Source organism: Aeromonas sp. NJAU223 (assembly GCF_051125555.1).
GTDB classification, from domain to species: domain Bacteria; phylum Pseudomonadota; class Gammaproteobacteria; order Enterobacterales; family Aeromonadaceae; genus Aeromonas; species Aeromonas veronii_G.
On record NZ_CP144204.1, the window covers coordinates 4,263,086 to 4,276,912 of the forward strand.

14 protein-coding genes are annotated in these 13,827 nt (G+C 62.6%); 5 read left to right on the plus strand and 9 right to left on the minus strand.

Annotated features, from left to right (window positions below):
- Positions 1–24 precede the first annotated feature (24 nt).
- Positions 25–729, minus strand: a complete 705-nt coding sequence (locus VZC39_RS19665; protein ID WP_434664621.1) for an SDR family oxidoreductase — start codon at positions 727–729, stop codon at positions 25–27.
- 149 nt (positions 730–878) lie between these two features.
- Between VZC39_RS19665 and VZC39_RS19670 the strand changes: the two genes are divergently transcribed.
- A complete protein-coding gene (locus tag VZC39_RS19670) occupies positions 879–1,283 on the plus strand; it encodes a CBS domain-containing protein (protein WP_434664623.1) in 405 nt (134 codons plus the stop codon).
- Here the strand turns inward: VZC39_RS19670 and VZC39_RS19675 are convergent.
- Positions 1,280–1,816 (minus strand): DUF2301 domain-containing membrane protein, encoded by a 537-nt coding sequence (locus tag VZC39_RS19675; protein WP_434664625.1) that lies wholly within the window; start codon positions 1,814–1,816, stop codon positions 1,280–1,282. The two genes, VZC39_RS19670 and VZC39_RS19675, sit on opposite strands and share 4 nt — an antisense overlap.
- A gap of 82 nt (positions 1,817–1,898) precedes the next feature.
- Here VZC39_RS19675 and VZC39_RS19680 point away from each other — a divergent pair, with 82 nt between their 5' ends.
- The gene (locus VZC39_RS19680; protein WP_349920147.1) at positions 1,899–2,663 is read left to right on the plus strand and encodes a substrate-binding periplasmic protein; all 765 of its coding nucleotides are present in this window, start codon (positions 1,899–1,901) and stop codon (positions 2,661–2,663) included.
- A 190-nt stretch (positions 2,664–2,853) separates the two neighbouring features.
- On the opposite strand, the gene asnC is transcribed toward VZC39_RS19680, so the two are convergent.
- Positions 2,854–3,315, minus strand: coding sequence for a transcriptional regulator AsnC (gene asnC / locus VZC39_RS19685; RefSeq protein ID WP_349920149.1), 462 nt, complete (start codon positions 3,313–3,315; stop codon positions 2,854–2,856).
- Between the two features lie 154 nt (positions 3,316–3,469).
- On the opposite strand from asnC, the gene asnA reads away from it, so the two are divergent.
- Complete coding sequence (gene asnA, locus VZC39_RS19690) at positions 3,470–4,468, plus strand: aspartate--ammonia ligase (protein ID WP_434664627.1); 999 nt, start codon at positions 3,470–3,472, stop codon at positions 4,466–4,468.
- A 270-nt stretch (positions 4,469–4,738) separates the two neighbouring features.
- Here the strand turns inward: asnA and VZC39_RS19695 are convergent, their stop codons facing one another.
- The 3 genes from VZC39_RS19695 to VZC39_RS19705 form a co-directional block, all read right to left on the minus strand.
- A complete protein-coding gene (locus tag VZC39_RS19695) occupies positions 4,739–5,653 on the minus strand; it encodes a c-type cytochrome (protein WP_434664629.1) in 915 nt (304 codons plus the stop codon).
- Positions 5,650–6,273: a c-type cytochrome gene (locus VZC39_RS19700; protein ID WP_349920152.1), complete on the minus strand. Its 624-nt coding sequence runs from the start codon at positions 6,271–6,273 to the stop codon at positions 5,650–5,652. The genes VZC39_RS19695 and VZC39_RS19700 overlap by 4 nt, the downstream gene beginning before the upstream one ends.
- 201 nt (positions 6,274–6,474) lie before the next feature.
- Positions 6,475–7,101, minus strand: a complete 627-nt coding sequence (locus tag VZC39_RS19705; protein ID WP_349920153.1) for a LysE family translocator — start codon at positions 7,099–7,101, stop codon at positions 6,475–6,477.
- A 229-nt stretch (positions 7,102–7,330) separates the two neighbouring features.
- Between VZC39_RS19705 and VZC39_RS19710 the strand changes: the two genes are divergently transcribed.
- Entirely contained in the window at positions 7,331–8,236 is a 906-nt protein-coding gene (locus VZC39_RS19710; protein WP_349920154.1) for a LysR family transcriptional regulator, read from the plus strand.
- Positions 8,237–8,332: 96 nt separating this feature from the next.
- On the opposite strand, the gene clpB is transcribed toward VZC39_RS19710, so the two are convergent.
- The 3 genes from clpB to rluD form a co-directional block, all read right to left on the minus strand.
- On the minus strand, positions 8,333–10,909 hold the full coding sequence (gene clpB / locus VZC39_RS19715; protein ID WP_349920155.1) for an ATP-dependent chaperone ClpB: 2,577 nt from the start codon (positions 10,907–10,909) through the stop codon (positions 8,333–8,335).
- Positions 10,910–11,105: 196 nt separating this feature from the next.
- On the minus strand, positions 11,106–11,843 hold the full coding sequence (gene pgeF / locus VZC39_RS19720; protein ID WP_349920157.1) for a peptidoglycan editing factor PgeF: 738 nt from the start codon (positions 11,841–11,843) through the stop codon (positions 11,106–11,108).
- A 120-nt stretch (positions 11,844–11,963) separates the two neighbouring features.
- Positions 11,964–12,944, minus strand: coding sequence for a 23S rRNA pseudouridine(1911/1915/1917) synthase RluD (rluD, locus tag VZC39_RS19725; protein WP_349920158.1), 981 nt, complete (start codon positions 12,942–12,944; stop codon positions 11,964–11,966).
- Positions 12,945–13,060: 116 nt separating this feature from the next.
- Here rluD and VZC39_RS19730 point away from each other — a divergent pair, with 116 nt between their 5' ends.
- Positions 13,061–13,816: an outer membrane protein assembly factor BamD gene (locus tag VZC39_RS19730; RefSeq protein WP_349920160.1), complete on the plus strand. Its 756-nt coding sequence runs from the start codon at positions 13,061–13,063 to the stop codon at positions 13,814–13,816.
- The last annotated feature ends 11 nt before the right edge of the window (positions 13,817–13,827 follow it).

Below are 13,827 nucleotides of genomic sequence, written 5' to 3' on the forward strand. Positions count from 1 at the left end.
CCGGCCTGAGGCCGGGGCTTGTCCCTAGATGACCGCCAGGGAGCGGCCGCCATCCACCCGGATGCTGGCCCCCGTCATGTAGTCATTGCTCATCAGCAGCTGTACCGCCTGCCAGATGGGCTCCAGTCCTCCCTCCCTGGCCAGCGGGGTGCGCGCCAGCACCTGCTGGCGCCAGGCGTCCCCGTGTTCATCGAGAAACAGGATGGGGCCGGGCTCTATGGTGTTGACCCTCACCCCGGGCGCCAGCTCGCGGGCGAAGCTCATGGCGAGGGAATGGGCCCCGGCCTTGGTGGCCACGTAGGCGGCAAACTGGGGAGCGGGGGCGTGAATATAGATGTCGGTGATGTGGATGATGCCGGCATTGGGCTGGCTTGAGAGCTGGGATGCCAGGGCCCGATTGAGCGCAAAGGGCACCGCCATGTGCACCCGATAGAAGCGATCGAACTGCTCGTGCTGCGCCGCCGCCTCCGTCGCCTCGGGCTCGAAGGCGGAGGCATTGTGGATGATGAGCGCCAGATCCCCGTGGGCACGCAGGGCATCGATCAGTCGCTCCACCTCCCCAGCCTGGGCAAAGTCCGCCTGCACCAGTTCCACCCCGAGGGAGCGCAGCCGCGCCAGCTCCGGCCGCTCGCTGCGATAGCTGCCCGTCACTTGCCAACCGGCAGCCACCAGCCGCTCACACAGGTAGAAACCCAGTCGGCGGCCGCAGCCCGTCACCAATGCACGCATACCCTCTCCTTGTCTGACAGCGCCCGCCGATATCCCCGGCGGGCCACAACCTTGCGCCCCGCGCCTATCAATGGGCGAGGCAAAACCCATTGGCCCACCCGTCCTTTCGACGGGCATAGTGACTCCATTGAAACGTACGGAGACTCAAGATGCTACAAGTTCGCGATCATATGCAGCGCCTGACCCAGGCACTCACCCCCGGCATGGGCCTCGCCGAGGCGCTGGATCGGCTGCACGGCACCGGCCTGAGCGGTCTGCCGGTACTGGATGCCCAACGGCAGCTCGTCGGCTTCCTGTCAGAGCAGGACTGCATCCCCAGCCTGCTGAGCGGCAGCTACTACTGCGATACCCGCACCCGGGTCGAGGATCTGATGAACCGCAACCCGCTCAGCGTCGGCCCTGACGACAGTATTCTGGATCTGGCTCGCCAGATGACGGGCGCCAGGCCCAAGATCTACCCGGTGTTGCAGCAAGGCAAGGTGACCGGCCTCATCAGCCGTCGGCAGGTGATGGCCGCCCTCAACCAGCAGATGAAACAGTGCCAGGCGACCTAGAGCTGGTAGCGGCTGCGATCCCCGATATCGAAATGGAGCGGCATGCGCCACTTGGCCAGACTGAGCAGGCCGAGCAGCAGGCCGCTCGCCAGCGCCACCAGGGCACTCGCCCACGCCAGGTGCAGCGCCTCCAGCAGCCAGCAGAGGGGGAGCAGCACCGGCAGCAGCCGGATACCCGGGATGGCGAAACAGAACTGCTCCTTGAAGGCCAACCCGCTCAGGGTGGCCAGCGCCGCCCCCAGCACCAGTGCATCCGGCGCCCCGCAGGCGGCCAGCAGCAGTGCCCCCCATCCCAATCCCTGCAAGAGGAAGCGTATCCGCTTGTCATAGAGGTGCAGGCAGAACGCGCACAGGCCGCTCGCCACCGCCAGGGCCGTCAGCCAGTGGGATGGCGACAATAAATCCAGCCCCGTCAATGCACGACTCCCTCGACACAGGAGCAGCAAAGCTGCCAGACTGAGGCCGAGCCGATAGAGCATGACCGCCACCTTGTCGATGCCATCCAGTTCGCTTTCTATTTCAGGATTCGCCATCTGCTGTCGTCTCTGTGACATAGGTGTCGGCTACTATACCCAAATGATCGCGAGCCTGCCCCGCCCACTCAGGAGATGTGATTTGCGAGCCTTGCTGCTGTTCTGTCTGCTGTTGCCCTGCTGGCTGTCTGCCAAGACGCTGGTCATCGGCGGTACCATAGAGCCGCCCCTGAAGTGGCTGGATGCCGCTGGCCGGCCACAGGGGCTGGATGTGGATCTGGTCAGCACCATCTTCGGCGCGCTCAGGGTGCCGATCAGAATCGATCTGATAGAAGCAGGAGCCCGCCTTACCCGCAACGCCCAGAACGGCGAGTACGATCTGGTGCTGACCCACTCCTACAAGCCGGAGCGGGACGCCTACCTCCTCTATCCCAAGCAGGCTCACCTGCTGCACAGCTGGCACTTCTTCGTGCGCAAGGAGGACAAGGAGAAGATCCACTATCAGCAGCTCGCCGACCTCAAGCCCTGGCGCATCGGCATCACCAGGGATTTCGCCTATACCCCCGAGCTGATGGCCGCCAGCCGGGATCCGGCCTATCACTTCCAGGAGATCCCCATCAATGCCTTGCAACTGCGCAAGCTGATCGCCGGGCGCATCGACCTGGTGCCCATGCCCCTGGTGACCGCCTTTGCCCAGATCCATGAGGAGCATCTGGAAGGCCAGCTCGACTACCTGCCCAAGCCCCTGCGCACCAGTCCCTATTTCAACGCCTGGACCCGTGCCCGCGCCGATGCCGACACCCCGGCACTGATGGCCGCCTATGACGCCGAGCTGCTGCACATGAAGCAGGATGGACGCCTGCAGGCCCTCTACGAGAAGCACGGCATCCCCTATCTCGTCCCCTGAAGCGGCTCCGCCGTGCCGGGGCTGCCGATTCCAGCCTGGCTGAGGCAGTCAAACTCACTGCAAAATTAAATTTTACCTCTCTCTATATCCACCATATATCAATAAATCAGCGTATTTATCTATCTCATCCGCCATCGCCTCGACAAGTCGTCACTCCATTCACCTCCGCCACCACGGCCAGCCGCCATGCTCAGGGCTTCACGTCGCGCAGGATGGGGTTTTGCAACGAGATCAGGGTCTCGGTGGACTGGATCTCGTCGATGGTCTGGATCTTGTGGATCAGCACCGTCTGCAACTCGTCGATGGAGCGGGTCATCACCTTCATGAAGATGCTGTAGTGGCCCGTGGTGTAGTAGGCCTCCACCACCTCGTCCAGGGCCTGCAGCTTGGCCAGGGCCGAGGGGTAATCCTTGGCGCTCTTGAGGTTGATGCCGATGAAGCAGCAGACGTCGTAACCCAGCTTCTTGGGGTTCACCTGCACCCGGGTGCCCTCGATGATCCCCCCCTGCTTCATCTTCTCCACCCGCACATGAATCGTGCCCGGGCTGACCGCCAGCTGCTTGGCCAGCTCTGCATAGGGGATGCGCGCATTCTCCATCAGGGCGGTGAGGATGGCCTGATCGAGATTATCGATCCGATAATTTTCCGGCACTTTTTTGCACTCCCGTTAACGATACGATATTAATTCACAGCTTATTTTGAAGAAAAAAACACGACAAGCCTATTTCTATTATAGAATATTGAATTTAATGATTCATCTGTTGAAGAATCACCACATCCAACGGGTTCGAGACAGGTACTTCAGCATGAAACAGCACTACATTCGCAGCCAACAGCAGATCAGCTTCGTCAAAGAGATGTTCTCCCGCCAACTCGCACTGCAACTCGGTCTGATGGAGGTGCAAGCCCCCATCCTGAGCCGGGTCGGTGACGGCACCCAGGACAATCTCTCCGGCTGCGAGCATGCGGTGCAGGTCAAGGTGAAGACCCTGCCCGAGCACAGCTATGAGGTGGTGCATTCCCTGGCCAAATGGAAGCGCCAGACCCTGGGTCGCTTCGGGTTCGGCCCCGGCGAGGGCATCTACACCCACATGAAGGCGCTGCGCCCGGACGAAGACCGCCTCACCCCCATCCACTCGGTCTACGTGGATCAGTGGGACTGGGAGAAGGTGATGCCGAGCGAGCGCCGGGATCTGGCCTACTTGCAGGAGACGGTACGCGGCATCTGGAGCGCCATCAAGGCCACCGAGCGCGCGGTCTGTGCCGAGCACGAACTGACCCCCTTCCTGCCGAGCGAGATCCAGTTCCTGCACAGTGAAGAGCTGCTGAGCCGTTACCCGAACCTCGACGCCAAGGGCCGCGAGCGCGCCATCGCCAAGGAGCTGGGGGCCGTGTTCCTCATCGGCATCGGCGGGGCTCTGTCTCACGGCGAGCGCCACGACGTGCGCGCCCCGGACTACGACGACTGGAGCAGCGAGAACGATCTCGGTCAGGGGCTTGCCGGCCTGAACGGCGACATCCTGGTGTGGAACCCGGTGCTCAAGGACAGCTTCGAGATCTCCTCCATGGGGATCCGGGTCGACGCCGAGGCCCTGCGCCGCCAGCTCGCCACCACAGGGGACGAGGATCGCCTGCAATATGACTGGCACCAGGCGCTGCTGGCGGGCGAGATGCCCCAGACCATCGGCGGCGGTATCGGCCAGTCCCGCCTCGCCATGTTGCTGCTGCAAAAAGAGCACATCGGTCAGGTCCAGGTCGGCGTCTGGCCGGCGGAGATGAAGGCTGCCGTACCGGGCATGCTGTAAGAGATTGATTTGATTGCATCTGGTCCCGTGTTGCGGGAACCGATGCGATAGCGAAGCTGGTCAGCTGGGGTGGAGAGCGTATCCCGGCTGATTGTAAGGCGGGCGTGCCTGCCGACCTTGGGGCTTGCCCCTGCGATCCGCTCAACCCACCTCAGATCGCATCGAATACATTCCTCTCGGCAATCTTCGGATTGCCGCTTTTTTTGTCTTTTCCACCCGATTCAAGCCAGAAAAAAGGGGCCTGAGCCCCTGCTTTCATCATCACTGCCGTCAGTACGCCTTGCTGCCCAGCAGATGGCCATCCACCGGCGAGGCGAGCCCGTACTGGGAATACTTGCCGTGGAACGCCTTGGTGGTCTGGCCGAGATCCCCCTTGTAACGGGGATCCTGGGGGCGCTCCTGGCTGTTGATGTAGAAGGAGACGTCCCAGGCCTGCTGATCGCTCAGGCTCCCGCCCTGGGAAAGGGGCATGTTGCTCTTGATGAAGGCGGCGGCCTTGTCGATGCCATGCATGCCCGCCCCCCAGTTGTAGCTCTCCTTGCCCCACAGCGGCGGGAACACGAAGCGCTCGGCTACCTTCTTGCCCTCGCCGCTGGCGCCGTGGCAATCGGCGCAGCGCTCCCCATAGACGGCCTGACCCCGCTTGAAGTCAGGGGCCTGGGGCGGCTCGGCCACCGCGAAGAAGTTGCGGCCCGGCAGCTTGTCGCTGATGGCCGCCCCGCTCGCCAGCCAGTAGGAGTAGGCCACCAGATCCCGAATGGCCGGGCTATCATAGGCCGGTGGCTCGCCGCCCTTGGCATTCATGGAGAACAGGAAGCAGCCCTGCAACCTGTCTTCATAGGTGTTCACCTTGTTGTTCTTCTTGCGATAGGCAGGATAGGCGGGATAGGCCCCCCACAGCGGGCTGGCGCCGGGGATGATGCCGCTGCCCAGATGGCAGTTGCTGCACTGCAGGCCGTTGCCTGACTGCCCCTGTCCCTTGAGCTGCTGGGTGTTGACGAACAGGCTGTAGCCACGCTTGATGGCGGCCCCCATTTCGCCGTCCGGTACCTTCGACCAGTCGGGCACCTGATGATACTGGCCATCCGGCGCCTTCTCGCCGAGGGGGACGCTGAACTGATCGTCGAAGGATGCGGCCTGGGCAAATCCGGCCAGCAGGCAAAGCAGCAAATAGGACTGTCTCATTTCGCCACCCCCAACGTCGCAAAGTAGTTGGCCACCGCATCCACCTCGGCGTCGCTCAGGGCCTTGGCGATGGCGGGCATGGAACCCATGGCGCCATCCGGGCGCTTGTTCGCCTTCCAGTAATGAAGCTGACGCTTGAGGTAGGCAGGATCCTGCCCGGCAAGGCGCGGGAACAGCGGGCTTACGCCGATACCGCTCGGGCCATGGCAGGCCACGCAGGCGGGCAGGTTGCGATCCGGCTTGCCCGCCAGGGCCAGCCGCTCACCCGCTTCCATGTCCCCCGGCCACTTGTCACCGCTCCAGTGCAGGGGGATCTCCTTCGCCTCTGCCTGACTCGAGAAGTGCTTGGCGGCGCGGGCAATCTGCTCATCGCTGAGTTGATAGATGATGGGATTCATGAAGTCGCTGACCCGCTTGCCGCTGCGAAAGGCCCGCAACTGCTCGCTGATATAGGCTTCGGACTGCCCCCACAGGTTGGGGATGTTCGGCTCCTTGGGGACGCCGTTCATGCTGTGGCAGGTGGCACAGATCTCGGGCACATCCTGAACGGCCTGCTCCGCCATCGCCAAGGGCGACCCCAGACTGGCGCAAAGCAGGATGAGTGAGCATGGTATTTTCATCGGCAAAGGTCCCTCTTCTGAAAATAACAACATAATCATCAATGATATGCAGCGTAGCATCCCGGCCAGACGAGACCCAGCCCTATCTCCATAAATTGGTTATGGGTATAGGAGAGACGCGACAACACCAGTCCCAAGGCTGGCGTTGTCGTGCAGAGAGAAGATGAATGAAAGCGATGAAAATCCTTCTTTAACGGCCGTTCACGCCAGCATCAGGGTGACTTTCACCCCATTGTAGAGAATACCGAACAGCGACACGGCGAGCAGGAACAGGGATGAGATCAGGGCGATGCGGGGGCTGTGCCGGGCGGGCATCCAGCGCTTTACCAGCAGGACATAGAGGCTCAATACCAGCAGATCGAAGAAGAACCACACCAGGGAGAGGGTCAGGATGCTGGTGCCAAAGCGGGGCGTCACCGCGATGAACTGCGGGAAGAAGGCGACGAAGAACAGGATGTCCTTGGGGTTCGCCACCCCGATCATGAAGCCTCGCACAAAGCCGCCTCCTTCAGGATCGGATCCCTCGGGGGAGGGCTCTCGCCCCGCACAGGCCATCAGCCCGCGCACGGCCGTGTAGCCGATGTACAGGGACCCCACCCCGCCCAGCAGGTAGAGCCACAGGGGCGGCAGGGAGACCACACCGGCCAGGACCAGGGTGGCCAGCCCGATCAAAATCAGGGAGGCACCGTTGGTCCCGAGCAGGGTCATCCCGGCCTTGCGATAACCGTGGCGCGCCGCCGTGCCGGTGACGAGGGCCACCACGGGGCCGGGGGTCAGCAACAGCAGCAATACGGACAGGGTATAGGCCCCCAGTAGCGTCATGTTCATCTCGGTCATTCTCCTTTGTATCGATACCGGCATCGCCGCTTTTGTGCCCGGGCAATGCAGGCATGTCCTGGCTCCCAGACCGGATTCCGGCTGGCCACGCCATGGCAGCCATGATGAGTCGTTCTCACCCATATCCAAGCATGGCCGGCATTATTTCCCAGTAATGGCCGCTTGAGAAACGGGTAAAACTCCCATTCAATGTGAGCAAAACTCACACTGGCCTCGACCCATGTCACTCCCTCCCCTCTATGCGCTGCGTGCGTTTGAAGCCGCGGCCCGACTCGGCTCCTTCAGCAAGGCGGCGGCCTCATTGAATCTGACGCCGGGGGCCGTCAGCCGCCACGTCCAGACCCTGGAAGCCTGGTTCGAATGCGAGCTCTTCCACCGCCATGGCCCCAGGGTCGAGGTGACGGACGCTGGGCGCGCTCTGGCGGGACAATTGACGGAGGGGTTCCAGCGTCTGGAGCAGGCCTGCCACGCCTTTCGTAGCCATCGCCGGACGCTGCGCCTGAAGGCGCCGTCGACCCTGACCATGCGCTGGCTGCTGGAGGTGCTCGGCAACTTCCGTGCCCATCACACCAGCCCCAAGATAGAGGCCTCCAGCGTCTGGATGGACATAGACGGGGTGGATTTCGACCGCGAACCCTATGACTGCGCCATCCTGCTGGGGAATGGTCATTTCGGGGGCGATGTTGAAAGCAGGTTGCTGTTCGAGGAGTGGCTGATCCCCCTCTGTGCGCCAGCCCTGGTGGAGGATGCGAGCCGGGATCTGGCGATGTGCGAGCTGATCCATCCCTCGCCGGATCGCCGGGACTGGCGCCGGTGGCTCAAGGGGACCGGCATCCAGCCCGGTCTCAACCTGGCCGGCGGCAAGGTGTTCGACACCCTGGAGCAGGGCAATATGGCGGCCATCAGCGGCCACGGCATCTCGGTCGGGGATCTGCTGCTGAGCCAGGAGGCGATCACAAGCGGCCTGCTGGCCCTGCCCTTCGAGCAGGCTGTCGCCACCGGTGACGGCTACTACCTGGTGTGGCCGAGACAGACACCGTGCCGACAGCATATCGACAGTCTGTGCCGCTGGCTGCTCGACTCCAGACCACACAACACGCTACAAAACGCAATAATGACGAAATAAATATCTACAAAAACACAAGGGAAGCGCCCTGGTCACCGGGTGTCGCCCATAAAAAAACGCAGGCACCAGGCCTGCGTTTTTCATTAGTGACACCTTTTATGGCTGACTCATGGTGAGACCATTGCTGTCGGCTCCCAGCAGCAGCTTCTTGCCGGGGATGACCCGGCCGCTGAGCAGGGCCTGGGCCAGCGGGTTCTCCACCTTCTGCTGGATCGCCCGCTTGAGGGGGCGCGCCCCGTAGACGGGATCGAAACCGGCATGCACCAGCTTGGTCAGCAGCTCCTCGCTCACCTCCACCTCGTAGCCCTGGGACTCCAGGCGGCCCATCAGGCTCTTGAGCTGGATGCGGGCGATGGACTTGATGTGATCCTCGCCGAGGGGGTGGAACACCACGGTCTCGTCGATCCGGTTGATGAACTCAGGCCGGAAGCTGCGGGTCAGCAGCTCCATCAGCAGGCCCTTCATCTCCTCGTAATCCTTCTCGGCATAGTGCTCCTGGATCAGATCCGAGCCGAGGTTGGAGGTCATGATGACGACCGTATTGCGGAAGTCCACGGTGCGGCCCTGACCGTCGGTCAGACGACCGTCGTCCAGCACCTGCAACAGGATGTTGAACACATCCGGGTGGGCCTTCTCCACCTCGTCCAGCAGGATCACCGAGTAGGGGCGACGGCGCACCGCCTCGGTCAGATAACCGCCCTCCTCATACCCCACGTATCCCGGAGGCGCACCCACCAGGCGGGCCACGCTGTGCTTCTCCATGAATTCGGACATGTCGATGCGCACCATGGCGTCCTGGGTATCGAACAGGAACTCCGCCAACGCCTTGCACAGCTCGGTCTTGCCCACCCCGGTGGGGCCGAGGAACAGGAAGGAGCCAATGGGACGGTTCGGGTCCGACAAGCCCGCCCGGGAGCGGCGAATCGCGTTGGAGACGGCGTCCACCGCCTCCTCCTGGCCGATCACCCGGCTGTGCAGCTGATCCTCCATCCTCAGCAGCTTGTCACGCTCCCCTTCCAGCATCCGCGCCACCGGGATGCCGGTCCAGCGGGCCAGCACATCGGCAATCTCCACATCGGTGACGCGGTTGCGCAGCAGGCTGGTCTCCTGCATCTCGGCCTGGGTGGCGAGGTCGAGCTGTTTCTCGAGCTCGGGGATGCGGCCATATTGCAGCTCGGACATGCGGGCCAAGTCGCCTGCGCGGCGCGCCACATCCAGATCCTGACGGGCCTGCTCCAGCGCAGCCTTGATGTGCTGGGTGCCGGCGAGGGCGGCCTTCTCGGCCTTCCACACCTCTTCCAGCTCGTTGTATTCCCGCTCTTTTTCAGACAGCTCCTGATTGAGCAAGTCCAGACGCTTGCGGCTGGCATCGTCGTCTTCTTTCAACAGCGCCTGCTGCTCCAGTTTCAACTGAATGATGCGCCGCTCGAGCCGGTCCAGGGACTCCGGCTTGGAGTCTATCTGCAGCCGGATGCTGGCCGCCGCCTCGTCGATGAGGTCGATGGCTTTGTCCGGCAGCTGGCGATCCGCGATGTAGCGGTGGGAGAGCTGGGCCGCCGCAACAATAGCGGGATCTGTGATCTGCACGTGATGGTGCAGCTCGTAGCGTTCTTTAAGGCCGCGCAGGATGGCGATGGTGTCCTCCACCGAGGGCTCTTCCACCAGCACCTTCTGGAAGCGGCGCTCCAGGGCGGCATCTTTCTCCACGTACTGTCTGTACTCATCGAGCGTGGTGGCACCGACGCAGTGCAGCTCACCGCGCGCCAGGGCCGGTTTGAGCATGTTGCCCGCGTCCATGGCCCCCTCGCCCTTGCCGGCGCCCACCATGGTGTGCAGCTCGTCCACGAACAGGATGACGCTGCCCTCCTCCTTGGCGAGATCATTGAGCACAGCCTTGAGGCGCTCCTCGAACTCGCCGCGATACTTGGCGCCGGCCACCAGGGCCCCCATATCCAGGGAGAGCACCCGCTTGTTCTTGAGTCCTTCCGGCACCTCGCCGTTGACGATGCGTTGGGCCAACCCCTCGACGATGGCGGTCTTGCCCACGCCCGGGGCCCCGATCAGCACGGGGTTGTTCTTGGTGCGGCGCTGCAGCACCTGGATGGTGCGGCGGATCTCGTCATCACGACCGATGACGGGGTCGAGTTTGCCGAGTTCGGCCCGCTCGGTGAGATCGATGGTGTACTTCTCCAGCGCCTGGCGGTTCTCCTCGGCGTTGGCGTCATCCACCTTCTTGCCACCGCGCACCTTGTCGATGGCGGCCTCGAGTTTCTCCTTGGTCAGCCCCTGGGCACGCAGCAGCTCACCCAGGGTGCCCTTCTCGTTCAGGGCGGCCAGCACGAACAGTTCGGATGAGATGAACTGATCCTTGCGTTGCTGGGCCAGCTTGTCACAGACGTTGAGCAGGCGACCGAGGCCGTTGGAGAGCTGCACGTCCCCCTCGACCCCGCTCACGCGAGGCAGGCGATCGAGCTCCTCCCCCAGGCGCGAGCGCAGGGCATTGATGTCCAACCCGGTCAGGGTCAGCAGCGGACGAATGGAGCCGCCATCCTGATTGACCAGGGCGGTCATCAGATGGACGGGTTCGATGAATTGATGATCACGACCCAGTGCCAATGACTGGGCGTCGGAAATTGCGACTTGGAATTTGCTGGTCAGGCGATCGAGGCGCATTGCACTCCCCCTCTTCAGACAGACGCCGCCGGGGCGGCAACAACAGAACTTTCTGACAGGGAAGATGAGGTCTTGGAATGGAATTTCAAGGGGTGACTGTTTATTTTTCCCTCAATAGCGGTGCCAAAAGAGCGCCGCCCTGCATCACAGGGCGGCGCCGGGAAAGGCTATCGCGGGTCTCCGAGCACTTCTCGAATTATTCCGCCAACCAGATGATGGAGGCCATGCGACCGGTCTGGCCGTCACGGCGATAGGAGAAGAAGCGCCCCTCCTCACCGAAGGTGCAGTGTTCGCCACCATAGACGGCGGTCACCCCGGCACGGGCCAGGCGCAGCCTCGCCAGCTGATAGATATCCGCCAGCCACTTGCCCTCGTTGGCCGACGGCACGAAGGCCGCGACCGCCTCAGCCTGCTCGGCCATAAAGGCATCGCGCACCTCTCCCCCCACCTCGAACGCCGTGGGGCCGATGGCGGGGCCGAGCCAGGCGAGAATGTCGTTCGGCTCGCAGCCCATTGCGGCGATGCTGGCTTCCAGCACGCCGGCATGAAGGCCACGCCAGCCGGCGTGGGCGGCTGCCACCCGGGTGCCGGCCTTGTCGCAGAACAGCACCGGCAGGCAGTCGGCGGTCATGACGATGCAGGCAAGGCCAGCGTCTCTGGCGCAGGCTGCATCGGCATCCGGCGCGGCGTCGTAGTCGTTGCTGACGGGATGGACGGCAACGCCGTGCACCTGATTGAGCCAGTTGAGCCGACCCGGGATCCCGGCAGCCTGTTGCAGCAGGGCGCGGCTCGCCTCGACCCGCCCGGGGTCATCCCCCACGTGGGCCCCCAGGTTCAATCCCTGAAAGACGCCCTCGCTGATGCCCCCATCCCGGGTGGTCGACAGGGCTCTGACGTTGGCAGCCGCCGGCCAGTGGGGGACTATCCAGTTCATCCGCGATTCCTTCATTGATTCACCTCATATGAAAACGGGGCCCCGCCAAGGGAGCCCCGCTCGATTCATCGTTCAGGCCGAATGCCGAATAACGGCAAGATCCGACGCAGACAGGCTGCATCAGTTCCAGACCAGATCATCCGGGTTGGCCAGGGTGTCTGCCCGCAACACCTCCATCAGATCCAGCATGTCCTGCGGCGTGGAGGAGTGCCACTCCATGACTTCGCCGGTGATGGGGTGAGCCAGCTTCAACATGGTGGCGTGCAGTGCCTGACGGTTGAAGTTGCGCAGGGCCAGGGTCAGCTCCGGGGTCGCATTGCGCAGCAGACGCAGACGGCCACCGTAGGCGGGATCCCCTACCAGCGGGTGCTTGATGTGAGCCATGTGTACCCGGATCTGGTGGGTACGTCCGGTCTCGAGGCGCAGCCGCAGGCGGGTATGGCCGCGGAACTTCTCGTGCACCCGGAAGTGGGTCACGGAGGGACGGCCATTGGGCACCACGGCCATGTGGGTACGCTGGGTCGGGTGACGGCCGATGGGGGCATCGACGGTGCCACCTGCGGTCATGTGACCGATGGCAACGGCCTCGTACTCACGGGTGATCTGGCGTGCCTGCAGGGCTTCCACCAGATGGGTCTGGGCCGGAATGGTCTTGGCGACCACCATCAACCCAGTGGTGTCTTTATCCAGACGGTGCACGATACCGGCGCGGGGCACCTCGGCAATGCCGGGGTAGCGGTGCAGCAGGGCGTTGAGAATGGTGCCATCCGGCGTGCCCGCACCCGGGTGAACCACCAGGCCGGCAGGCTTGTCGATCACCAGAATGTGTTCATCTTCGTAGACGATGTTGAGTTCGATGTGCTGGGCATCCCAGCGGGTATCGTCTTCCAGTTCGACATCTACATGTACCTGTTGCCCGGCCAGGATCTTCTCGCGCGGGGTATTGGCAACCTGACCATCCAGGGTCACTCTGTCCTGTAAAATCCACTCCTTGATGCGGGTTCTGGAGTAGTCTGGAAACAATTCAGCCAGGGCCTGGTCGAGTCGCTGCCCGAATTGGTGATCCTGAAATTCGCCTGTCAGTTCAATATGCTGGCTCATGTATGGTCTCTTGAGCGGGGGTATCAATTCGAAATAATCCGGGTATTCTAGCTTTTCTTTTAGCCAAGCATAACGGATACTTTGCCAATTTCGTGGAAATGGACCGGATGTTGTTGATGGGAAAGAAGTCTCACCTGCTGATGTCACTCGCCTTGATCGCTACCCTGATCACTGGTTGTTCCAGCACCAAACCCAAGGTTCCCGACGAGCCGCCGGAAGTTCTGTACCAGCAAGCCCGCCTCAAACTGGACACTGGTAACTACCTGAACGCCATCGAACTGCTGGAAGCCCTCGACTCTCGCTACCCGTTCGGTGCCTACTCCAACCAGGTCCAGCTCGATCTCATCTACGCCTACTACAAGCAGGACGATACCGCTCAGGCCATCGCCAATATCGACCGCTTCATCCGTCTGAACCCTGCCCACAAGAACATCGACTACGTGTTCTACATGCGCGGGCTGACCAACATGGCGGCGGATTACAACTTCTTCCAGGATTTCCTCGGCATCAACCGGGATGACAAGGATCCGGCCTACGCTCGTCAGGCGTTCCAGGACTTCAAGACTCTGCTGCAGAATTACCCGACCAGCCAGTATGCCGCCGATGCCCGTGCCCGCATGATTGGTCTGAAGACCCGTCTCGCCCGCTACGATCTCAGCGTGGCAGAGTACTACGTCAAGCGTGATGCCCTGATCGCCGCCGCCAACCGTGCCAAGTTGATCGTCGAGACCTACCCCGACACGGTCGAAACCGAGAAGGCGCTGGAGATCATGGTCGAATCCTACGACACCCTGAAGATGCCGACCCTGGCACGCCACGCCCGCGAAGTGCTGGCCAAGAACTACCCGGACAATCGCCTCGGCCGCGGCTGACGCGCATCGTT